At 34.6% G+C, this 20,658-nt stretch carries 23 protein-coding genes and 1 pseudogene; 5 read left to right on the top strand and 19 right to left on the bottom strand.

What is annotated here, in order from left to right; genetic code table 11:
* Window positions 1-564 (bottom strand): transposase (locus tag AAEO57_RS17265; RefSeq protein ID WP_341694280.1); only part of this gene is annotated, 564 nt, incomplete at its 3' end.
* 207 nt (window positions 565-771) lie between these two features.
* On the opposite strand from AAEO57_RS17265, the gene AAEO57_RS17260 reads away from it, so the two are divergent.
* Window positions 772-1,317, top strand: coding sequence for a hypothetical protein (locus AAEO57_RS17260; protein WP_341694279.1), 546 nt, complete (start codon window positions 772-774; stop codon window positions 1,315-1,317).
* 82 nt (window positions 1,318-1,399) lie between these two features.
* Here AAEO57_RS17260 and AAEO57_RS17255 read toward each other — a convergent pair.
* Window positions 1,400-1,498, bottom strand: a pseudogene (locus AAEO57_RS17255) (sulfite exporter TauE/SafE family protein); the annotation flags it as partial.
* A 257-nt stretch (window positions 1,499-1,755) separates the two neighbouring features.
* On the opposite strand from AAEO57_RS17255, the gene AAEO57_RS17250 reads away from it, so the two are divergent.
* Complete coding sequence (locus AAEO57_RS17250) at window positions 1,756-1,995, top strand: hypothetical protein (protein WP_341694278.1); 240 nt, start codon at window positions 1,756-1,758, stop codon at window positions 1,993-1,995.
* A complete protein-coding gene (locus tag AAEO57_RS17245) occupies window positions 1,979-2,284 on the top strand; it encodes a type II toxin-antitoxin system RelE/ParE family toxin (RefSeq protein WP_341694277.1) in 306 nt (101 codons plus the stop codon). The genes AAEO57_RS17250 and AAEO57_RS17245 overlap by 17 nt, the downstream gene beginning before the upstream one ends.
* 55 nt (window positions 2,285-2,339) lie before the next feature.
* On the opposite strand, the gene AAEO57_RS17240 is transcribed toward AAEO57_RS17245, so the two are convergent.
* From AAEO57_RS17240 to AAEO57_RS17205, 8 genes are all read right to left on the bottom strand, one after another.
* Window positions 2,340-3,041: a sulfite exporter TauE/SafE family protein gene (locus AAEO57_RS17240; protein WP_341694276.1), complete on the bottom strand. Its 702-nt coding sequence runs from the start codon at window positions 3,039-3,041 to the stop codon at window positions 2,340-2,342.
* A gap of 155 nt (window positions 3,042-3,196) precedes the next feature.
* Entirely contained in the window at window positions 3,197-3,646 is a 450-nt protein-coding gene (locus AAEO57_RS17235) for a FixH family protein (RefSeq protein WP_341694275.1), read from the bottom strand.
* 13 nt (window positions 3,647-3,659) lie between these two features.
* Window positions 3,660-5,078 carry a cytochrome c oxidase accessory protein CcoG gene (ccoG, locus tag AAEO57_RS17230; protein WP_341694274.1) on the bottom strand — a complete coding sequence of 473 codons (1,419 nt, stop codon included), beginning with the start codon at window positions 5,076-5,078 and terminating at the stop codon, window positions 3,660-3,662.
* Between the two features lie 5 nt (window positions 5,079-5,083).
* Window positions 5,084-6,025: a cbb3-type cytochrome c oxidase N-terminal domain-containing protein gene (locus tag AAEO57_RS17225; RefSeq protein WP_341694273.1), complete on the bottom strand. Its 942-nt coding sequence runs from the start codon at window positions 6,023-6,025 to the stop codon at window positions 5,084-5,086.
* A gap of 1 nt (window position 6,026) precedes the next feature.
* Window positions 6,027-6,221 carry a CcoQ/FixQ family Cbb3-type cytochrome c oxidase assembly chaperone gene (locus AAEO57_RS17220; protein WP_341694272.1) on the bottom strand — a complete coding sequence of 65 codons (195 nt, stop codon included), beginning with the start codon at window positions 6,219-6,221 and terminating at the stop codon, window positions 6,027-6,029.
* Between the two features lie 7 nt (window positions 6,222-6,228).
* Window positions 6,229-8,415: a cytochrome-c oxidase, cbb3-type subunit I gene (ccoN, locus tag AAEO57_RS17215; protein ID WP_341694271.1), complete on the bottom strand. Its 2,187-nt coding sequence runs from the start codon at window positions 8,413-8,415 to the stop codon at window positions 6,229-6,231.
* A 2-nt stretch (window positions 8,416-8,417) separates the two neighbouring features.
* On the bottom strand, window positions 8,418-8,609 hold the full coding sequence (gene ccoS, locus AAEO57_RS17210) for a cbb3-type cytochrome oxidase assembly protein CcoS (protein WP_341694270.1): 192 nt from the start codon (window positions 8,607-8,609) through the stop codon (window positions 8,418-8,420).
* A gap of 116 nt (window positions 8,610-8,725) precedes the next feature.
* Window positions 8,726-11,107, bottom strand: a complete 2,382-nt coding sequence (locus tag AAEO57_RS17205; protein WP_341694269.1) for a heavy metal translocating P-type ATPase — start codon at window positions 11,105-11,107, stop codon at window positions 8,726-8,728.
* Between the two features lie 204 nt (window positions 11,108-11,311).
* Here AAEO57_RS17205 and AAEO57_RS17200 point away from each other — a divergent pair, with 204 nt between their 5' ends.
* Window positions 11,312-11,998, top strand: coding sequence for a Crp/Fnr family transcriptional regulator (locus AAEO57_RS17200; protein ID WP_341694268.1), 687 nt, complete (start codon window positions 11,312-11,314; stop codon window positions 11,996-11,998).
* Here the strand turns inward: AAEO57_RS17200 and mazG are convergent.
* From mazG to def, 3 genes are all read right to left on the bottom strand, one after another.
* Entirely contained in the window at window positions 11,993-12,763 is a 771-nt protein-coding gene (gene mazG / locus AAEO57_RS17195; protein ID WP_341694267.1) for a nucleoside triphosphate pyrophosphohydrolase, read from the bottom strand. The genes AAEO57_RS17200 and mazG overlap by 6 nt on opposite strands.
* Before the next feature lie 97 nt (window positions 12,764-12,860).
* Window positions 12,861-13,340 (bottom strand): DUF5606 family protein, encoded by a 480-nt coding sequence (locus tag AAEO57_RS17190; protein ID WP_341694266.1) that lies wholly within the window; start codon window positions 13,338-13,340, stop codon window positions 12,861-12,863.
* A gap of 39 nt (window positions 13,341-13,379) precedes the next feature.
* Window positions 13,380-13,970: a peptide deformylase gene (gene def, locus AAEO57_RS17185; protein WP_341694265.1), complete on the bottom strand. Its 591-nt coding sequence runs from the start codon at window positions 13,968-13,970 to the stop codon at window positions 13,380-13,382.
* A 200-nt stretch (window positions 13,971-14,170) separates the two neighbouring features.
* On the opposite strand from def, the gene AAEO57_RS17180 reads away from it, so the two are divergent.
* On the top strand, window positions 14,171-16,390 hold the full coding sequence (locus AAEO57_RS17180) for an FUSC family protein (RefSeq protein WP_341694264.1): 2,220 nt from the start codon (window positions 14,171-14,173) through the stop codon (window positions 16,388-16,390).
* Between the two features lie 43 nt (window positions 16,391-16,433).
* Here the strand turns inward: AAEO57_RS17180 and AAEO57_RS17175 are convergent, their stop codons facing one another.
* The 6 genes from AAEO57_RS17175 to AAEO57_RS17150 form a co-directional block, all read right to left on the bottom strand.
* Window positions 16,434-17,933 (bottom strand): malate:quinone oxidoreductase, encoded by a 1,500-nt coding sequence (locus AAEO57_RS17175; RefSeq protein ID WP_341694263.1) that lies wholly within the window; start codon window positions 17,931-17,933, stop codon window positions 16,434-16,436.
* A 125-nt stretch (window positions 17,934-18,058) separates the two neighbouring features.
* The gene (gene ruvX / locus AAEO57_RS17170) at window positions 18,059-18,475 is read right to left on the bottom strand and encodes a Holliday junction resolvase RuvX (protein ID WP_341694262.1); all 417 of its coding nucleotides are present in this window, start codon (window positions 18,473-18,475) and stop codon (window positions 18,059-18,061) included.
* Window positions 18,476-18,503: 28 nt separating this feature from the next.
* The gene (locus AAEO57_RS17165) at window positions 18,504-18,785 is read right to left on the bottom strand and encodes a type II toxin-antitoxin system RelE/ParE family toxin (protein WP_341694261.1); all 282 of its coding nucleotides are present in this window, start codon (window positions 18,783-18,785) and stop codon (window positions 18,504-18,506) included.
* Entirely contained in the window at window positions 18,775-19,020 is a 246-nt protein-coding gene (locus tag AAEO57_RS17160) for a hypothetical protein (protein WP_341694260.1), read from the bottom strand. The genes AAEO57_RS17165 and AAEO57_RS17160 overlap by 11 nt, the downstream gene beginning before the upstream one ends.
* Window positions 19,021-19,054: 34 nt before the next feature.
* Window positions 19,055-19,804, bottom strand: coding sequence for a class I SAM-dependent methyltransferase (locus tag AAEO57_RS17155; RefSeq protein ID WP_341694259.1), 750 nt, complete (start codon window positions 19,802-19,804; stop codon window positions 19,055-19,057).
* Window positions 19,805-19,962: 158 nt separating this feature from the next.
* On the bottom strand, window positions 19,963-20,592 hold the full coding sequence (locus AAEO57_RS17150) for a PAS domain-containing protein (protein WP_341694258.1): 630 nt from the start codon (window positions 20,590-20,592) through the stop codon (window positions 19,963-19,965).
* Window positions 20,593-20,658: the final 66 nt, after the last annotated feature.

Raw genomic sequence — 20,658 nt, 5'->3', positions numbered from 1 at the left:
TACGAGCTTTTTGCGTCCTGAAGTCACTTTGAATTCGCTTTTCTCTTCCAACTCGCTCACAAAAGCCGAAGCATCTTCTAAAACTTCTTTTTCCAGCAAAGAATCCATACTCGCATTGGCTTTTATAAAGGCCGAGTCTACCGCCTGACGTTTTCCTTGAACCATGCCTTTCGCTACACAAAGCGACAATATTTTCCTGAAAAGTTCCAGAAAAACTTCTTCTCCGTACAACTGGCGGGTTCTGCTGATGGTACTGTGCCAAGGCAAAGTCTCGTCAATGTCATAACGGATAAACAATCGTACATCCAGACAATTGGAACAATATTCGATCAATTTGCGGTCCGAATTAATATTGTTCAGATAACCCACCAGGCAGATTTTGAAGAAAACCACCGGGTCAATACTCTCCTGACCTTCTGCTCCGTAATAGGGTGACGTGGCTTTGTATAAAAAATGAAAATCGATGGATTTGTCGAGTAATCTGTAAAAATTATCTTCTGCAATCAGATCCTGAAGTTGTACCTGATACAATATTTTTGGGCTGAGTTCCTTTCTTCCTTGCATACTTAAAAATACCAAAAATCATATTTTTAAACAACGTTTTTTATATATTTGAACAGTTGTGCAACAAGCACACACGCTACAAGCAATTTGGGTTTTAGGCTTAATTTTAAGTTAGTCTTGTGTCGGATAAATTTATGTTTATCCGAAGATTTGGCTTCCTTAATCCCAAACTGCTTGTAGCGCCGGAACGTTAGCAACCATAAAAAAATGGAAGATAAACCTGAGTATATAGAATTTTCTATTGGGAACGAAGTAAAATTCAATGACATGAAAAATGTTTATGAATTAATTGCTCAAGCTAAAAATTCTGGGCAGCCAAAACCTGAAGGATACTGGCTGAAAGTCTTTCCTGAATATTCATTAAAGCATTTTTACTTTCTTGATAGTGACATTAAGCCAGAATTTGTTACCGCTAAGAGGGATAATAATAATTGGCATTTTGCTGCAATGATTAATCTGCTACAGACCGATTTAGAAGTTGAACTAATTGAATGTAAAAGAATTGGAAATAAAGGACGAATCGAATTTTCAGCATATTCATATCCTTATGGTGGAATTACCGGATTGACCATGTTTCTTAACTCCTTTGATTGCAAAGCCTTTGAGATTGATGAAGGTGGAGGTGTATATTCAGTGCATTGGAATTCAGATTGTGATTTCAAATTGAATGAAATCGTTACACCTGTTAATAGCAGCTTGCCAAAATCGGGGCGGATTTGGTGGCAGAAACTTTTCGGTGTCAATAAACTTTAAATAATTATAGCTTGACAAGTGGTAATTTGAAAGGGCGCCTTGGCATTATTAGTACTCCCTTCATTAATGACAATCAGGTCATTCAATGACAATCAGGATTCCCCTGTACAAACAAACTCATATTCGATGGAGAAACATACGGAATTCCTAATCCTAAACCTCTTAGGATAAACAAAACCCCCTCTGGTACTCGTTTGCAACGAGTGCTTACATAAATTAAAAAGATAAATTGTAGCATTTGTAATGCGGTTATTAAAACAAAAGTTCATTATAAATTTGTAGGGAATTGATGTAAACAGCCGCGTTGCAAACGCTTTATTTAGTTTCTATAAGTAAACAGGTACTCGTTACAAACGAGCACCAGATTGAGAAATTTAACAAAGCATCTCAAGAAACCTCTTAACTATTTTGTACTTTTGAATATTAAAATTTCAGACTATGAAACTTGAATTAAACATACAGAACAAAAAATTGGAATTAATACAATGGCTTTCTACACTGGAGGATTCAACGATTATAGAAAAAATTATTGCTTTGAGAAATAATGAATCCAAAGATTGGTGGGATTCTATTTCGGAGACTGAAAAAGAATCTATCGAGAAGGGTCTGAATGATGCTAATTCCGGAAAATTAAATTCTCATTCAAGCGCAAGAAAGCTATATGAAAAATGGCTATAAAATACTTTGGACAGACTTTGCTCTAAAGGAATTAGAAAAAACAATTGAATACTTAGAAGAGAACTGGACCGAGAAAGAATTACATCAACTCGCTATTAAAATTGAGGAAACATTAAGTTTCATTTCAGAAAATCCAAATTTATTCCAAATCTCTGATGTCAAAAAAAGTATTCGCAGGGTTATAATATTAAATCATAATACACTTTATTATAGATTTCAGAATAATCAAGTTGAAATAATCTCATTTTTTTCTAATAGACAAAGCCCTAAGAAAAGAAGGTTGAAATAACCTTAACCCAGAAACAAGTAACTGTGGAACAAATTCATATAAATTCAACATTTGCCTAATGACAATCAGGATTCCCCTGTACAAACAAACTCATATTAGATGGAGAAACATACGGAATTCCTAATCCTAAACCTCTTAGGATAAACAAAATTCCAATCACAACAGCTACATAAGGAATTGCTTTTTGAATTTTATTTCGAAAGGGCAATTTTAGTAAAGAATGAAGGTAAACCACAATTGTCATTAAAGGCATAGTTCCCAATCCGAACAAAAGCATGTATAAAATGCCAAAAGAAGCACTTTGCATCGCTATGGCTCCAAATAAAGCCACATAGACCATTCCGCAGGGCAGGAAACCGTTTAATAAACCAATTGTGAAAAGAGATTTGTAGCTTTTCTTTTTAAACTGGCTTCCTAAAGTCGATTTTATATTTGAAATAATTTTATAAACTGGTTTTGAGAAATTGTATTTTGAAAAGATTCTTTCCGGAATCAAAACTGCAGCAATCATGGCCAGTCCAATAAAAATGGACATGCTCTGTTGTAATCCGGCCAGGAAAAAGCCTCTTCCCAATAATCCGAAAATAAGTCCGATGGTGGCGTAAGCAGTTAATCTGCCTAAGTGATAGGTAATGATTTGCGTTACTTTTTTAGCTTCATTCTGATGATCTACAGGAAGCATCATAGCAATTGGACCACACATCCCAACGCAATGCAAACTGCTGATAAGTCCTAATATGAAAGCGGAATAGAGCATTTATTTTTTATTTTTTGCCACAGATTTAACAATTAAAATGTTTTTTAAAATCTGCTGAATCTGCCAAATCTGCGTGAAAATTTTGGCACGCAGATTTTGCAGATTTTGCAGATTCAAAAACTAAAAACAACTTCCGTTTTGACCTGCTTATCTTTTTAATTAACATAAATCACTTCTTTCGAAAGGTATTTTTTGCCTTCGTACTGCCATTCCATATTGACATCCCAGCGTCCTTTTACCAATTTCTTTTGCGGAATAAGCAAAGATGAATTAGTCAGGACAATCTGAGTATTAAAATCAAACTTTTTGTTTGAAGGGCGATACAGCAAAACGTTTCCTTTTAGTTTATCATTTTCAAAAGTGTCAGGGAAAGTGATTTTTACTCCGTCTTCCACATACTTAATTGAAGGTTTATACTGTAAATCATGTGCATTCTGAATCCGAGCCATTTCTTCCTGAAAATGCGAATCGTGTTTGTAATATTCTTCTACAACCAAATCGTTGTCGTATTTACTGTTTGACTGCACTTCAAAAACAAAATATAATATGAATGTCATAAACAATCCGAATGCAATAACAATTCCTGTTCCCCAATTGATTTTCATATTTGTAGATTTTTTAATTAAAACTTCTCGGCCCTAAAAAGTTGGTAGTAGTAGTTTCCAGCAATTCATTACCGTTGTACACACCAATTTTAACTTTGGTTTTATCGCTTTCCAAAAGGACTTCATTGATTTCTATGAATAATGTTCCCTGCGAAATTCCTTCTTTTGCTACTTTAAAATGCTGTTCTCCAACTTTACTGATTTCACCTTTCTGATCAATTAGCTCAAAATGAATATCGCTGTAATCTTTCATTGTTTTGTTTACGATTTTATAGGTGTAAACATTACTGATTTTATCGCCTTTATGCTGGAAAAGCTGTCCCGGGAGACGTAAAATAATGGCTTCGACATTGGTTCTTAAAAATAACATTCCGACAAAAACACTCAACAAAATGAATAAGACTGCCGTATATCCTTTCATTCGGGCTGTGAATTTAAAAGGCTCTTTTTTCTCTATTTCATCTTCAGACGCATATCGAATCAATCCTTTTGGCAGACCTACTGAATCCATTATCGAATCGCATTCATCGATACAGGCGGTACAATTGGTACATTCTAACTGCGTTCCGTTTCGAATGTCGATTCCCATCGGGCAAACATACACACATTGATGGCAATCGATACAATCGCCTTTTCCGGTTAAAGCCCTGTCTTCTTTTTTATTGAATTTGGCACGACCTTCCTTTTTTTCACCGCGAACAAAATCATAGGCTACATTTATCGATTTATTATCTAAAAGTACCCCCTGCAATCTGCCGTAAGGACAGGCAATAATACAAACCTGCTCGCGAAACCATACAAAAACAAAATAGAAAACACCTGTAAAAATCAACAGTGCCGTAAAATTACCTGCTTGTTCAATCGGTCCCTGCTCTATCATTAAAAACAAAGTATCACTGCCCACTAAATAGGCCAGAAAAACATTGGCAATTCCGAAAGAAATCAGGAAGAAAACAAACCATTTTGTGAGCCTTTTTCGGATTTTCTCCGCATTCCATTCCTGCCTTGCCAAGCGTGATTGCGCGCCACGGTCACCGTCAATCCAATATTCGATCCGGCGAAAAACCATTTCGAGAAATATAGTTTGAGGACAAATCCATCCGCAAAATATCCTTCCGAAAACAACGGTAAACAGAATGATAAACACAACACCAACGATCATTGAAATCACAAAAAGATAAAAATCCTGCGGCCAGAAAGGGAAACCAAAAATATTAAAACGACGTTCCATAATATTGAACATCATAAATTGGTTTCCGTTGACTTTTATAAACGGATTTGCAATCAGTATCCCCAATAAAACATAACTGACTATTTTGCGATACTCATAAAACTTACCAGACGGTTTTTTAGGGAAAATAAACTTTCGTTTTCCGCCTTCATCAATAGTTCCGATGGTATCTCTAAAAGCTTCGTCTGGTAAATTTGACATGGTAATTATTTTTTAACTGCTGTACTATCTGTTGTTTTATTGGCTGGGGCATCATTTTTTGGAGCACTTTCATCTACCCAAATTTCTCCTTCAGCTTCTTTGGCGTCTTTTGGATTACTTCCCTGTAAAGACAAAATGTAACTTGCTACTTTTTGAATTTCTTTTGGTTTCATCCCGTTCGTTTTCCAGGAAACCATTCCTTTTCCGTCACGTCCTCCATTGGTTATCGTGTGGAAGATTTCCTTAATTCCGCCACCTAAAATCCAATGATTATCTGTTAAGTTCGGTCCAATTTGTCCACCTCCGTCTGCTCTGTGACAGGCTGCGCAATTCGTCATGAAAATTTCTTTTCCGGCAGCTAAACTTGGTTCATCAGTAAGTAAAACCACTGTTTTTTCATCCATCAGATCCGGAGCTGTTTTCAGGTATTCTTCTACCTCAATTTTTGCCTGAGCCATTTCTTTCTTCAATTCCATTTCCTGATTGTCTCCGCCAAAAACATCAAAATAAAAGACATAAGCAACACCAAAAACAATACAGATATAGAATAAATATACCCACCATGGCGGTAAATTGTTATCCAATTCTTTGATTCCGTCATAATCATGATCCATCAACAGGTCACCTTCTTTTTCAATTGGTTCTGTTTTGGTAAGCTTGTGCATCAGGTTTTTAAACCAGGTACTTTCCTTTAAACTCAGACTTTCTTCGTATGCCAGTTTTTCTTTTTCTTCAGGAGATAATAATTGATACATCACCCTATTGACGGCACTAAGTGTAATTTCGATAGCAATCAGAATAAACAAAAAGACAAACAAAAAGACAGAAACCATCGGGTATTTGATAAAAGCAGGTTTGTCGCCTGAGTCAATAAAATACTCCATTAAAGCAAATCCGAAGAAGAAAATCAACGGTACTCTTACATATACTGGAAAAAACTTTTTCATTTTAGCTATCTTTTGAAATTATACCTTGTCCTTCATTTAAAGGAATCTCACTCATTTCCTTAATTTTATCTTTTGTGTATGAAAACACCCAAAAACCTAACCCCACAAAAAAGATGAAGAAAATCAGGAGGGAAAGAATCGGGTAAATTTCTATACCCGATATCGTTTCCATATTGTGTTTTATCTGTTCAAACATAATGCTGTTATTTTGAAGTTTCTTTTACTTTAATATCAGTTCCGAGTCTTTGTATGTAAGCGATTAATGCTACAATTTCCCTTTCGTTCATCGGAACAAATTTTTCCCCTTTTGCTGCTGCTCTCTTTTTGCTTTCCTCATAACTTTTCACATAATCAGGATCGTTTTCTAAGCTTTTTTCAATAGTAAGAGCCTGATTTCTCAAGGTTTTCTGCGCATTGGCAACTTCTGCCTCTGAATAAGGAACACCTAACGACTGCATTGCCTTCATTTTCTTTTCAAGCAATGAAATATCCAGTGGTTTATTATCAAACAACCATTTATAACCCGGCATAATAGATCCTGCTGATGTACTTTGCGGATTCCACATGTGATTAAAGTGCCAGTTGTCATTGTACTTTCCTCCTACTCGCTGCAAATCAGGACCTGTACGTTTTGACCCCCACAAAAATGGATGATCGTATACAAACTCTCCTGCTTTGGCCTGAGACCCATAACGCTCTACTTCGCTTCTAAACGGACGAACCGATTGTGAGTGACAGCCCACACAGCCTTCACGAATGTACAAATCACGTCCCTCCAATTCTAACGGCGTGTATGGTTTTACACTTGAAATGGTTGGAATATTCGATTTCACCATAATCGTTGGAACAATCTGAATAATACCTCCAATTAAAATAGCAATTGTAGCCAAAATTGATAATTGGATCGGTTTTCTCTCCAACCATGAATGAAATTTTTCACCGCTAATTCTGCCGCTTTTAATTGTCTGCAATGCAGGAGCCTGAGCCAACTCGTCTTCTACCGGTTCACCAGCTCTGACAGTCATGATGATATTATAAACTAATGTCAACATTCCGATAAGGTATAAACTACCTCCGATAGCTCTCATCCAATACATTGGCATAATGGCCGTAACGGTTTCAAGGAAGTTTCCATAAGTCAAAGTACCATCAGGATTAAATTGTTTCCACATCGACGCTTGTTGAAAACCTGCCACATACATTGGTAAAGCGTATAATATGATTCCTAAAGTTCCAATCCAGAAATGAAAATTGGCTAATTTGGTTGAGAATAATGTGCTTTTTGTCATTCGAGGAATCAGCCAGTAAATGATACCAAAAGACATGAATCCGTTCCAGGCCAAAGCTCCTACGTGTACGTGTGCTACGATCCAGTCTGTATAATGTGCAATAGCGTTTACGTTTTTAAAAGAAAGCATTGGACCTTCAAAAGTCGCCATTCCGTAACCTGTAATCGCTACCACAAAGAATTTCAACACCGGTTCTACACGCACTTTATCCCATGCTCCTCTTAAGGTCAACAATCCGTTGATCATACCTCCCCAGGACGGCGCTATCAGCATAACTGAAAATGCTACACCTAAATTCTGTGCCCAGTTTGGCAAAGCAGAATATAATAAGTGGTGTGGTCCGGCCCAGATATAAATAAAGATTAAAGACCAAAAGTGAATAATCGATAATCGATAAGAATAAACTGGTCGGTTGGCCACTTTAGGAATAAAGTAATACATCAATCCTAAGAATGGAGTCGTTAAGAAAAATGCCACCGCATTATGTCCGTACCACCATTGTACCAGGGCATCCTGAACACCTGCGTAAACAGAATAACTTTTTAATCCTGAAACCGGAATTTCGATGTTATTAAAAATATGCAAAACCGCCACCGTAACAAATGTCGCAATGTAAAACCAGATAGCCACATACAAATGACGCTCTCTTCTTCGCAGCATTGTACCTATCATATTGATTCCCATTACTACCCAGATTAATGCAATGGCAATATCAATAGGCCATTCTAATTCTGCATACTCTTTTGAGGAAGTATATCCTAACGGTAATGTAATGGCTGCGGCGACAATAATAAGCTGCCATCCCCAGAAATGAAGGTTACTCAAAAAGTCACTGAACATTCTGGCTTTCAGCAATCTTTGCAGCGAATAATACATTCCCGCGAAAAAAGCATTCCCTACAAAGGCAAAAATTACCGCATTGGTATGCAAAGGTCTCAAACGGCCGTAACTAAGCCACGAAATCCCATCGGTCATGTTGGGAAAAAGGTACATAACCGCCAGGGTCAGTCCCACTAACATACCTACCACTCCAAAAAGAATGGTGGCATAAATGAATTTTTTTACGATTTTGTTGTCGTAGTAAAATTGTTCCATTTCCATAATTAAACTTGTTTTTCTTCTGTTGGTGAATTATTATTTTGAGAGGTAATTTTGGTTTCATCATCGAAGAGGATTCTGACCGAGGGTGTATAATCGTCGTCGTACTGTCCGGATTTAACAGCAACTATAAAAGCGATAAAGAAGCAGATTGCGACGAAAATACTGACTGAAATTAATAGATAAATGACACTCATACCTTAAATTTATATTATCAAAATTACTCGGTTGCAACCTATTAAAACATGATATTTATCATAGTCAAAGACTTATGTTAAATTTATAAAAAAATTACCATAAAACTTACATAAAATTATTTTAAATCACTGCTACTAAAATAGTTAGACATAATTGTAACAAAACTCACAATTGTTATTGTACTCAATGGCATAATGATCGCAGCGACCAGCGGAAGTAAATTGCCAGTAACAGCAAATGCAAGCCCAACAACATTATAAAGGAGCGATAAACCAAAACTCATTTTGATAATTGAAATTGCCTTATGAGAAAGTTTCAAAAAGTAATTTAAACGAGAAAAATCTGTTGCGTCTAAAATTGCGTCACAAGCTGGAGAAAAGACATTGACATTTTCAGAAATTGAAACCCCAACGTTGCTTTGTGCAAGCGCACCGGCATCATTTAAACCATCGCCAACCATCATTACATTTTGTCCTTTTTCCTGTAGCTTTTTTATAAATTCCAGTTTCTGTTCTGGTTTCTGATTAAAGACAAGTTCTGTCCCTTTCGGCAGAATGGCTTCCAGATTGGCTCTTTCCCCATCATTGTCTCCGGAAAGCACTTTTATTTCGTAGTTTTTATTCAGCGTGTTAAATAACGTAGCAAGACCATCTCTGTACTGATTTTGAAAACTAAAACGGCCAAAATAAACGTTATCAATCTTAATATGAAGCGCAGTTTTTTCTATCTCCTCAGTATAATTAGTTTCAATAAAAGATCCCGAACCAATTTTGATCGTTTTATTTTCAAAAGAAGCCAAAATACCTTTTCCGGTAATTTCTTCAAATTCATCAATTTTGATTCTCTTCACTTCAGGTAGAAAATCATATAACATACGGCTTAAAGGATGATTTGATGCCCGAAGTACATTTTTAATGAGTACATAATCTTCATCAGAAAGCATACTTCCTTCATAAACGATATTCGATTTTTTATTGGTCGTAATCGTTCCCGTTTTATCGAAAACTATGGTATCTACTTTTGCCAGCTGCTCAATCACCAAAGCATTTTTAAGATACATTTTTTGTTTCCCCATTATTCTGAGAATGTTACCAAAAGTAAACGGTGCCGTAAGCGCCAATGCACAAGGACAGGCAACGATTAAAACTGCTGTAAAAACATTAAAAGCGGTATTGGCATCAATAAATATCCAGTAACCAAAACCAGCAAATGCAATAAGCAGCAAGATTGGGGTGAAATACCGGCTTATTGCATCTGTTATGGTTTTGTGTTTTTGATCTACTTTTTTCTGAAAAATTTCATTACTCCAAAGCTGCGTTAAGTAACTTTGTGAAACTGAATGCAAAACTTCCATTTCGATTACTTTCCCAATCTGTTTTCCTCCTGCAAATACTTTGTCTCCTGATTTTTTAGTAATCGGAACAGCTTCTCCGGTAACAAAACTATAGTCAATTTCGGCTTTTTCGCTAATCAGAATTCCATCTACCGGAATTAATTCCTGATTTCGAATTAATAATCTGTCTCCTTTTAAAACATCATAAATCGGTACACTTTCTTCAGATGTATTCAAATTAACTTTAGTAACTGCGATAGGGAAATACGATTTAAAATCCCTTTCGAAACTCAGGAAACTATAGGTTTTGGTCTGAAACATTTTTCCGAGCAGCATGAAGAAAACCAAACTCGCCAGGCTATCAAAAAAACCAGGACCATGATCCATAAGCATGTCATAAGTACTTCGAATAAACATTACGATAATTCCCAAAGCGATTGGGATATCAATATTCAGCATCTTCGTTTTGATACTGTGATAAGCCGAAATATAATAACCACTGGCTGAATAAAGAAAACTTGGCAATGCCAAAAGAAAAATTAAAAGTCTGAAAAACGGTTTGTAACTATCTAACCAAAATTCCTTCAGTTCAAAATATTCCGGAAACGACAATAACATGATGTTTCCAAAACAGAAAAAAGCAACCCCTAATTTATAAGTCAGACTTCGGTCTACTTTTGTTTTTCCCGTTTCATAATTTTCTAAACTTATATAAGGTTCATAACCAATTGACCCCAGTAAATACACAATTGATTTGAGGGAAACCGTTTCGGAATTAAAAGTAATACGAACTTTTTTCTCCGGAAAATTAACCTGAGAAGCACTTATTCCGGGTTGTAAACGATTAAGATTCTCAAGAATCCAGATACATGAACTGCAATGAATATGCGGAATATTTAAAGAAACAATTGAAGTATTTCCTTCCTGAAATTCTAAAACTTTTGAAAGAATGGCTTCATTGTCCAAAAAATCATATTTGCCCTGAATGTCCTGAGGAGTAGTTCCCGGGGCTTTTTCAAAATCATAATAGCAGGTCAAATCATTAAGACTAAAAATTTCGTAAACGGTTTTACAGCCGGCACAACAAAACTTTTTTTCATCAAAATTGATTACTTCATTTTTAGGAATTGTAAGTCCACAATGAAAACAACTCTGCTCACTCATAATTTGTTTCTTTTTTAATGTAACAAATATTCAAAATAATAAGCCACTATAAATATGACATTTATCATATGAAAATGAAATAGGATTTTAAATTTAAGAAAATAAAACAGCTAAATTACTACAACTGATTTTCCAGATGTTTTTTCGAAATATTTTAACCTAACAAAGCGATTATTGGTTAATTTTGCAGCAAATACTTTTGCTATGAATAAATGTGACCAATGTATCGTACGCCAGCTTTCTTCTTTAAAAGCCCTTAATAAAGAAGAAGTTATAAAATTAGCAAATAGTAAAACTACTCACAAAATAAAAAAAGGAGAAGCTATTTTTGAGGAAGGAGAAGTTACCAATGGTGTTTTTTGTGTAAAAGACGGTATCGGAAAACTTTCCAAATTAAGCTCCAATGGAAAAGACCAGATTATAAAACTGGTAAAATCGGGAGAACTTTTAGGACAGCGCTCCATGATTAGCAATGAACCTGCAAATTTATCGGCAAAAGCAATTGCAGATATGGAAGTTTGTTTTATTCCAAAATCTGAAATCATAAACTTCTTTAATAATAACAATCAGTTTTCATTAAATCTGATGCAATCAGTTTGTGAAGATTTGAAAGAATCTGAAAACGATAAAATTGCACTGGTACAAAAAACCGTAAAGCAAAGACTTGCAGAAACTTTACTGCATTTGCACGAAGAATTTGGCGAAAACACAGATAAAACACTGAAAGTTCAGCTCACCAGAGAAGAGCTGGCCGGTATGATCGGTACAGCCACAGAAAGCTGTATTCGCTTACTATCTGATTTTAACAAACTGGAATTAATAGAGTTAGTAGGTAAAAAAATCGTACTTAAAAACGTAAAAGCCTTAAAAAAAATGGCGGAACAATTATAGTTTTTTGGCTTCGTTCCAAAACACATCCATTTCTGCCAGGGTCATATCCATTAACGGTTTTCCTAATTCATTTGCTTTATTTTCTAAATACTGAAAGCGTTTAATGAATTTTTTATTGGTACGCTCTAAAGCATCTTCAGGATTCACATTTAAGAATCTTGCATAATTTATCATCGAGAATAAAACATCTCCAAATTCGGCTTCAATTTTATCCTGATCGCCTGATTTAATTTCGTCCTGAAGTTCCTCAAGTTCTTCCTGTACTTTATCCCAAACCTGATGTGGTTCTTCCCAGTCAAAACCAACTCCCTTTACTTTGTCCTGAATTCGGCTTGCTTTTACCAACGCAGGCAAACTTCTAGGAACCCCTTCCAAAACCGATTTTTTACCTTCTTTAAGTTTTAATTTTTCCCAGTTTTGTTTGACTTCCTCTTCATCTTTCACAACAGTATCACTATAAATGTGAGGATGACGGTGAATTAGTTTCTCACAGATTTCATTACACACATCGGCTATATCAAAATCATTTGTTTCTGAACCTATTTTGGCATAAAAGACAATATGAAGTAATAAATCACCAAGTTCTTTTTTAATTTCACTTAAATCATTATCTAAAATAGCATCTCCTAATTCGTAAGTTTCTTCTATAGTCAGATGCCTCAATGTCTGCAAAGTTTGTTTTTTATCCCAAGGGCATTGCTCACGAAGCTCATCCATGATAATTAATAATCTTTCGAAAGCTTTAAGCTGAAGTTCTTTGCTCATTTTGTAATGTTTTTTTGTGATAATGGAATACTGTAAAAGTAAAAAATCCTGCCAAGAATGTCTTAACAGGATTAATATATTTTGGAAGTAAAAATTACTATTCTTCTTTTTTAACTTTTGCTTTTTTTGCAGGAGCTTTTTTTACAGGCTCTTCTACAGCAATTTCTTCTGATGTTGAAGTTGCAGCCGGAGCTTCATCAGTTACCAGACCTTTTGCCTGAAGGATATTGTACCAGTTTAATACTTTTTTAATATCAGAAGGATATACTCTTTCTTCATCATATTCAGGTAAAATTTCTTTAAAATAAGCTGTCAATGTTGCATTATCTTCTTTGTGAGAGATTGCCTGACCTTTGTTTTCTTTAACAGCAATGCGCTGCATAACTTCTGTTAAAGGTTTTTCACCTTCGTAAGTATAAATTGAGATTTCAGATAGTAAACTTACATTACTTTTTAAGTTTACAGTGATTTTTTTTCCGTCTAATAATGATTCTGCCACAAAACCTGTACGCGTTTGTACTTTCAATACATATAAACCAGGTTTTCCTGAAATGGCTAAAATTTTGTCTAAATTCATGTTTATTAAATTAGTATTAAGAATTTTGGGTGTATTATATTATCTTGCTTTTTTAGGAGATGCAAATTTCATTCTATACTCTTGTGATGTCTTCCCTTCAGTAATATTTTTTAATTTTTTCTGAATCAGACGTTTCTTCAAAGAGGATATTTTATCCGTAAAAAGGATTCCTTCAATATGATCGTATTCATGCTGAATTACCCTTGCTACCAAACCCTCAAAAACTTCTGTTTTCATTACAAAATCCTCTTCACAATATTCAATTGTAACAGTAGGTTTTCTGTATACATCCTCACGTACATCAGGAATACTAAGACATCCTTCGTTAAAACTCCACTCCTCGCCTTCTTCTTTTACAATTTTAGCATTGATAAAAGTTTTTTTGAAACCTTTTAATTCTTTCTGCTCATTAGAAGACAAATCTTCATCATCGCTAAACGGTGCCGTATCAATCACAAATAATCTCAAAGCCAAACCAACCTGCGGTGCAGCAAGTCCTACGCCGTAGGCATTGTACATGGTCTCGTACATGTTTGCAATTGTTTCTTTTAAATTTGGATAATCTGGTGTCACTGACTCTCCCACTTTTCTTAAAACAGGATCCCCATATCCTACAATTGGTAAAATCATTTATTGTTTTTTTTATATTTTTTTTATGTTTTAAAGCCTCTTCCGATTCATCGAAAATCAGGACGCAAAAATAGTAAAAATTAGTCAATGACAGTTTGAAAATATATATTAATGTCATTTTGCCGGCTCATCAAAATCTCAGCTATAATTATGCCAAATTAACTCTTACAATTCTTACCTTTGTCTGTAAACCAGTTTCTATGCTAGACCGTATTGTAAAATTCACCAATAGTACTTCATTTTTAAATGCCACAAAAGTAACGATAGCCTCAGTTATTCCTGTATTAATTTTGAATTTTTTAGACCTTTTTGAAATTGGTTTTACCATAGCGCTGGGTGCCTTTTACACGTATCCAAGTGATATTCCAAGTACACTGAGCCATAAAATAAAAGGATTAATCGTTGCTTCATTTATTGTATCTGGGGTCAACCTTTTAGTCAATCTTGCTTATCCATACCCTGTTCTATTTTATCCTTTTTTAGTTTTTTTGCTTTTTGTATGTTCCATGATCTCGGTCTATGGGCAAAGAGCCACTTTAGTTTCTTTTTCTGCCTTAATCTCAATTTCATTATCATTCGGACACATACATGAAGGCTGGGAAGCTTTTGCTTATTCCGGTTATATTTTCATCGGAGGGATTCTATATTTAATTGTTTCCCTTGTCTTTCATTTTATACAGCCTTATAAATATATTGAACTTGAAATTGCCCAGGGAATTAAATTAACTGCAAAGTATTTAAAACTAAGAGGCGATTTATGGAGTCCTGAAGCCAACCGAAAAACAATTATTGAAAAGCAGTTAAATATTCAGGTAGAACTCAATCAGATTCACGAAGATTTGAGGAAAGTACTTATTGGAAACCAGAGCAGTTCTGCAACCAGCCAAAACCGAAAGATGTTATTGGTATTTATTACGCTGGTTGAAATTCAGGAGCTGGCTTTGTATACTTCTTTTGACCACAGTAAAATTCATGAAAAATTTGCCAAACATCCTGATGTAATAAGAACTTATCAGAATGTAGCATATAAGCTTGCGTCGACCTTAAAAAAACTTTCTAAAAACGTACATCATATCGCAGTGTATGTGGATAAGAATGATTTGAAAAATGAGCTCGATGCTCTTGAATTTGCTATTTTTGACTACGAAAAAACTTTAGGAAAGGAAGAAGCCGCTGAAGGTGTCCTGATGCTGACAAATATGCTGAAATATGCTAAAAATCAGGTTGGAAAAATTAAGATTATACAAAGGGCATTTTCATTGGCAATGCAGTCTTACAAGCTCAAGGATAAAGATAAGGAACTCGAAAAATTCCTTACGCCACAATATTATCCTTTACGCACACTTATTGAAAACCTAAGTTTTTCATCATCAATTTTCAGACATTCCGTACGATTAACAATTACTATTTTGATCGGATTTATAGTCGGAAAATTTCTTCCTTTTCAAAATGTATACTGGATTTTATTAACCATTGTTGTTATCATGCGTCCTGGCTACGGTTTAACAAAAGAACGTTCCTATAATCGTATTTTTGGAACAATTCTGGGTGGCTTACTGGCTTTTGGAATCGTCTCTTTGGTACAAAACCACGTGATTTTGAGTGTTTTTTCAATTATCTGCATGCTTTTGGGGATTTCTTTCGCACAAAGCAATTATAAAATCAGTGCGACTTTCGTTACAATGTATGTTGTTTTTATTTACGGAATTTTAGTTCCGAATGTTGTAGAGGTAATTCAGTTCAGAATACTTGATTCACTTGTAGGAGCAATTTTAGCCTTTCTTGCCAATCAGTTTTTATGGCCGGCCTGGGAATTTATCAACACCCCCATACATATCGAAAATTCGATTCATGCCAATCGGACATATCTCAAGGAAATTGCAGATTTTTATAACAAAAAAGGAGAAGTCCCAACTTCTTACCGACTGGCGAGAAAAAATGTTTTTATCGAAATCGGTAATTTAATGACATCTTTCCAGCGTATGATGCAGGAACCTAAATCAAAGCAAAAAACACTTCCATTGGTCAACAAACTGGTGGTTTTGAATCACTCTCTGCTTTCAGCTTTAGCTTCTTTATCAACTTATATTCAGTCCCATCAAACCACATCAGCATCAGAATCATTCAATTACATCATCAAAACTATTTTGCTGAATTTAGACCATTCTATTTCAATTTTAAAAAATGAAGCCATCTTAACCGATACTTTTTTTGACAAAGAAGATGTGACTTTGCAATTTGAAGAACTGAAACGCAAAAACTTTACTCGTCTGGCAACTGATGAAGATCTGGATAAAGAAACCCGACAAGCCAAAATGCAGGAAGCTCAATTGGTTATTGAACAATTAATCTGGATGAGTAATCTGTCCGAAAAAATATTAAAAATCACAAAAGACTTTAAAGCAACAAATCCGGATTAATTCATCCGGATTTGTTTTATATAATGAAGATTACTTCTAAATATTAATTTCTGTTCAGTTTTAAAACTTCAGCAGTCTGTTTTCTAAGATCTTCCAAAAGTTCTGGTTTATCATTTAAAGTCTGTTTATAAGAAGGAATCATATTTTTCAGTTTCGCTTCCCATTCAGGTGTATTAATCTGATCTTTAAAACATCTTCCAATCAAATCAACCATAATTGAAACCGCTGTAGAAGCTCCCGGAGATGCTCCTAATAAAACAGCCAGAGTTCCGTCTTGTGTATTAATTACTTCGGTACCAAATTCTAAAACACCACCTCCGTTTTCACCTTTTTTGATTACCTGAACACGCTGACCTGCTTTCTCTAAAACCCAGTCTTTAGATCTAGCACTTGGTAAATATTCACGTAAAGCTTTTATTCTGTCTTTTGGAGACTGACGAACCTGCTCTATTAAATATTTGGTTAACGGAATATTGTTATATCCGGCAGATAACATCGGGATAAGGTTGTTTGCTTTTATAGATAACGGTAAATCTAAATATGATCCATTTTTTAGGAATCGGGTTGAGAAACCTGCAAAAGGTCCAAAAAGTAATGCTTTTTCACCATCAATAACACGGGTATCAATATGAGGAACCGACATTGGCGGAGCTCCAACACTCGCTTTTCCGTATACTTTCGCCTGATGTTTAGCAATAACCTCCGGATTTGTACATTTTAACCACTGACCACTTACCGGAAACCCTCCATAGCCATGCCCTTCCGGTACATTTGCTTTTTCTAACAATGGCAATGAACCTCCTCCAGCACCAATAAATACAAACTTAGTATAAGCCTTTCTTTTTTGACCAGTCTCTAAATCTGTAATTTTAATTCTCCATGATTTATCATCACGCTGTCTTAATTTCTTAACCTCATGATTAAAATATAAAGACACACCGTCTAATTTTTGTAAATAATTAAACATACTTCTGGTCAAAGCGCCAAAATTTACATCCGTACCAATTGCCATTGTGGTTGCTGCGAGTTTTTCGTCAGGCTGTCTTCCTTCCATCACAAGAGGCATCCACTGCTTTAATTGTTCAAAATCAGAACTAAAAAGCATATCTGCAAATAATGGATTGGCTTGTAAAGCTTCAAAACGGGTTTTAAGGTACTGAACATTTTTATCACCCCAAACAAAACTCATGTGAGGTACGCTTTTAATAAAATTTTCAGGCGAAGGAACCTTATTTTCTTTTACTAAATAAGACCAAAACTGGCGTGAAACCTCAAAAGCTTCAGCAATATTGATGGCTTTTTTAATTTCTACTGAACCATCCGCTTTTTCAGGAGTGTAGTTTAATTCGCAAAAAGCAGAATGTCCTGTTCCTGCGTTATTCCATGCATCAGAACTTTCGGCTGCTGCAACATCTAATCTTTCGTAAATTTCAATCTTGATATCAGGTTGTAATTCTTTCAAAATTACTCCGAGTGTAGCACTCATAATTCCAGCTCCAATAAGCACTACTTCACTATTGGAACGTATTGTATTGTCAGGCATAACAGTATTTTATTTTAAAATGCAAAGGTACTTTTTATAATCCCAAAAAAAAACTAATTTTTGAAAGATAATAGTTAGATAATTACATTTTTTTCTAAATAAAGTGAAATTTATAAGCGTAAAACCTAAAAACGATTAGAAGAAAGATAGTCCTGAAGCATAATCGTTGCGGAAATTTCATCAATCAGTCCTTTGTTCTGACGTTGCTTTTTGCTCAGTCCGCTGTCGATCATGGTCTGAAAAGCCATTTTTGAAGTAAAACGTTCGTCTACACGAACGACTTTCATTTCCGGAAAAATATTAGAAAAATGAGTTACGAAACCTTTAATCACAGAAGCACTTTCAGATGGCTGTCCATTCATTTGTTTAGGCTCACCAATCAACACAGCTTCGACTTTTTCTTTGGCAAAATAATCCTTCAGAAAATCAATTAAAGTATTGGTTGGAATTGTCGTTAAACCAGAAGCTATAATTTGCATTTCGTCGGTAACAGCAATTCCGGTACGTTTTTGTCCGTAGTCTATAGAGAGAATTCTGGGCATTTTTATTTTTCTTTCAAATATAAAAAACTTAAAGGGAATCCTTGTATTTTACAAACCCAAAAATAGAAATGAAATTTTCTGACTCATTAACAAAATAAACACACACATAACCTTTAAACACATAATCTCTTATCATTTCATTGTTGAAATATTGAGATTTCTTAAAGTGGAAAGGATTTTTAAGATCTTTTCTAATATTTCGCAGTAAATCATTTTTAAATTTTCTGGCTGCTACTGGTTTATCTTTTGAAATATAGTCAACTTGTAAATCTAAGGCAAACAAAAATTCTTCCTGCAGCCTAATTTTCATATTTTGAAATCGTTTCTTCGAGCATAGCGTCTACTTCTTCCAAAGTATAGAATTTTGCCGTTCCATTTTTAATCTTCGCATACGCAACATCTAATTTCTTTTTGTTTTCTTCAAAATTAGGATCAGAAAAGATATCTTCTTCAACAATTTTTAACTCATCAGAAGAAAACGAACTCAAGAGTTTTAAAATTTTCTCTTTAATTTCAGGCTGAAATTCTAATCTAATTGTTTCCATAATACTTTCATTTACAATACAAATATAAAACTTTTCAAACTTTATTCCCTTTATTTAATCTCCCAATTCTTAGTAATAATGGAAATGTAACTTTCTTATCACTATTTCCCCAGGAAAATTTCAATTCATCATAAATCAGGTCAATTGGATTTTGATTGTTCTTTGAAATATAATGCTGTACAGACGACCAGGTTTGGAGATATCCGATAAGTGCTTCAAAAGACCAAATAAATTGATTTTGAAATTTCTCTGTCGGAATTTCTTCAAACGGAAAAGGAATTGTTTCGTAATTTTCATCCAGATACTTTCGTTCCGCATCCCAGTAAGGATCTACAATATCATAATAAAATTGACGCAAAATTTTATCTGAATCCGGATTGGTAGAAAATAATCCGTAACCCATGGCAGCAAAAATACCTTCTGGTTTTAATATTCTGTAAATTTCTTTATAAAACGCTTCAAAATCAAACCAGTGTACAGCTTGTGCCACAACAATCAAATCAAATTGCTGGTTTTTGAAAGAAGTTTTCTCTGCAGATTCTTTACTGTAAATTATATTTGTAGCCCGAATTGCGTTATCCAGTTGCTTTTGACTTATATCTGTTGCAAATACTTTTTTAAAATGAGCAGAAAGTTTATGGGCGACCTGACCGTTTCCTGTAGCCAGATCCAGAGCTGTCGATTTGTTATCAACAAATGAAATCAGATATTGAATCATTTCTTCCGGATATTGCGGACGAAATTTAGAATAGTCAGCTGCCTGTTTTGAAAAATTGTCTTTCATGATACCTCTTTTAAATGAATATTTTAAAGGTATGACTTTTTATTTTTAATCATCCTTTACCAAATATCTAAACAGCAAAAAAAATCCGCTCTGAAAAATTCAAAACGGATTTTTAACCAAATTTAAAACAACTAAAAAACTTTTTACTAAAAGTATTATTATCTACCGAATAGCCTGCTAAAGAAGCCTTTCTCTACTTCTTCATCTTCTGCCTTCATTTCGTAATTGGCAAATTTTGACTGTGCTTTTTCATGCTCATAAATCAGTTCCTTGATATACTCGATATAACTTCTCTTTTTTTCTTCGAGAAATCCGATTAAATATTTTTCACTAAACTCAACACCGCTGGCAGCTTCAATTTGCAGTAACTTTTTATAAAGAGGCTCAATATGCAATGAAACAACTTCCTGCGGTACAGCCTGTCTTCTGGCAAAATAATTTACAATTACACCGTTTTCATCCCTTGCAATATCAAAATCGGTAATTACCCAGTAATATCTTCCGGATTTTGCTAAGTTTTTTACAATCGCATGAAAGTTTTTTCCTTGTTTCAGATTTTCCCAAAGTACTTTAAAAATCACTTTTGGCATATCCGGATGGCGAATAATATTATGTGGCTGCCCCATTAGTTCATAATCTTCATAACCACAAACGTCAACAAAAACTTCATTGGCATATTCTATAATACCAAAAGCATTTGTTTTACTCATAATTACTTGTGTTTTGTCCCACGTGACTTCTTTATCAACGATTGGTACTCGGGTTTGAAACTGATTGTCCTGATTCATTTTTGGCTTGATTAATTTAATACGTTCAATTCCTTAATTATTGCAGGAATTATGAAGCAAAATTAA

The organism is Flavobacterium calami (assembly GCF_038290035.1).
Taxonomy (GTDB): domain Bacteria; phylum Bacteroidota; class Bacteroidia; order Flavobacteriales; family Flavobacteriaceae; genus Flavobacterium; species Flavobacterium calami.
The sequence above is the reverse complement of the archived record's forward strand: the minus strand, read 5'-3'. Positions and strand labels throughout refer to the sequence as shown.

What these genes read in the sequence shown, in the direction of transcription:
- AAEO57_RS17225 (WP_341694273.1), bottom strand. Translation starts at nt 6,025, where the DNA reads ATGAAAAAGTTTTTTCCAGTATATGTAAGAGTACCGTTGATTTTCTTC.
- AAEO57_RS17160 (WP_341694260.1), bottom strand. Translation starts at nt 19,020, where the DNA reads ATGGAAACAATTAGATTAGAATTTCAGCCTGAAATTAAAGAGAAAATT.
- AAEO57_RS17260 (WP_341694279.1), top strand. Translation starts at nt 772, where the DNA reads ATGGAAGATAAACCTGAGTATATAGAATTTTCTATTGGGAACGAAGTA.
- AAEO57_RS17180 (WP_341694264.1), top strand. Translation starts at nt 14,171, where the DNA reads ATGCTAGACCGTATTGTAAAATTCACCAATAGTACTTCATTTTTAAAT.
- AAEO57_RS17165 (WP_341694261.1), bottom strand. Translation starts at nt 18,785, where the DNA reads ATGAAAATTAGGCTGCAGGAAGAATTTTTGTTTGCCTTAGATTTACAA.
- mazG (WP_341694267.1), bottom strand. Translation starts at nt 12,763, where the DNA reads ATGAGCAAAGAACTTCAGCTTAAAGCTTTCGAAAGATTATTAATTATC.
- def (WP_341694265.1), bottom strand. Translation starts at nt 13,970, where the DNA reads ATGATTTTACCAATTGTAGGATATGGGGATCCTGTTTTAAGAAAAGTG.
- AAEO57_RS17220 (WP_341694272.1), bottom strand. Translation starts at nt 6,221, where the DNA reads ATGTTTGAACAGATAAAACACAATATGGAAACGATATCGGGTATAGAA.
- ccoG (WP_341694274.1), bottom strand. Translation starts at nt 5,078, where the DNA reads ATGTCAAATTTACCAGACGAAGCTTTTAGAGATACCATCGGAACTATT.
- AAEO57_RS17250 (WP_341694278.1), top strand. Translation starts at nt 1,756, where the DNA reads ATGAAACTTGAATTAAACATACAGAACAAAAAATTGGAATTAATACAA.
- AAEO57_RS17150 (WP_341694258.1), bottom strand. Translation starts at nt 20,592, where the DNA reads ATGAATCAGGACAATCAGTTTCAAACCCGAGTACCAATCGTTGATAAA.
- AAEO57_RS17200 (WP_341694268.1), top strand. Translation starts at nt 11,312, where the DNA reads ATGAATAAATGTGACCAATGTATCGTACGCCAGCTTTCTTCTTTAAAA.
- AAEO57_RS17205 (WP_341694269.1), bottom strand. Translation starts at nt 11,107, where the DNA reads ATGAGTGAGCAGAGTTGTTTTCATTGTGGACTTACAATTCCTAAAAAT.
- AAEO57_RS17245 (WP_341694277.1), top strand. Translation starts at nt 1,979, where the DNA reads ATGAAAAATGGCTATAAAATACTTTGGACAGACTTTGCTCTAAAGGAA.
- AAEO57_RS17240 (WP_341694276.1), bottom strand. Translation starts at nt 3,041, where the DNA reads ATGCTCTATTCCGCTTTCATATTAGGACTTATCAGCAGTTTGCATTGC.
- ccoN (WP_341694271.1), bottom strand. Translation starts at nt 8,415, where the DNA reads ATGGAAATGGAACAATTTTACTACGACAACAAAATCGTAAAAAAATTC.
- AAEO57_RS17235 (WP_341694275.1), bottom strand. Translation starts at nt 3,646, where the DNA reads ATGAAAATCAATTGGGGAACAGGAATTGTTATTGCATTCGGATTGTTT.
- ccoS (WP_341694270.1), bottom strand. Translation starts at nt 8,609, where the DNA reads ATGAGTGTCATTTATCTATTAATTTCAGTCAGTATTTTCGTCGCAATC.
- ruvX (WP_341694262.1), bottom strand. Translation starts at nt 18,475, where the DNA reads ATGCCCAGAATTCTCTCTATAGACTACGGACAAAAACGTACCGGAATT.
- AAEO57_RS17175 (WP_341694263.1), bottom strand. Translation starts at nt 17,933, where the DNA reads ATGCCTGACAATACAATACGTTCCAATAGTGAAGTAGTGCTTATTGGA.
- AAEO57_RS17155 (WP_341694259.1), bottom strand. Translation starts at nt 19,804, where the DNA reads ATGAAAGACAATTTTTCAAAACAGGCAGCTGACTATTCTAAATTTCGT.
- AAEO57_RS17190 (WP_341694266.1), bottom strand. Translation starts at nt 13,340, where the DNA reads ATGAATTTAGACAAAATTTTAGCCATTTCAGGAAAACCTGGTTTATAT.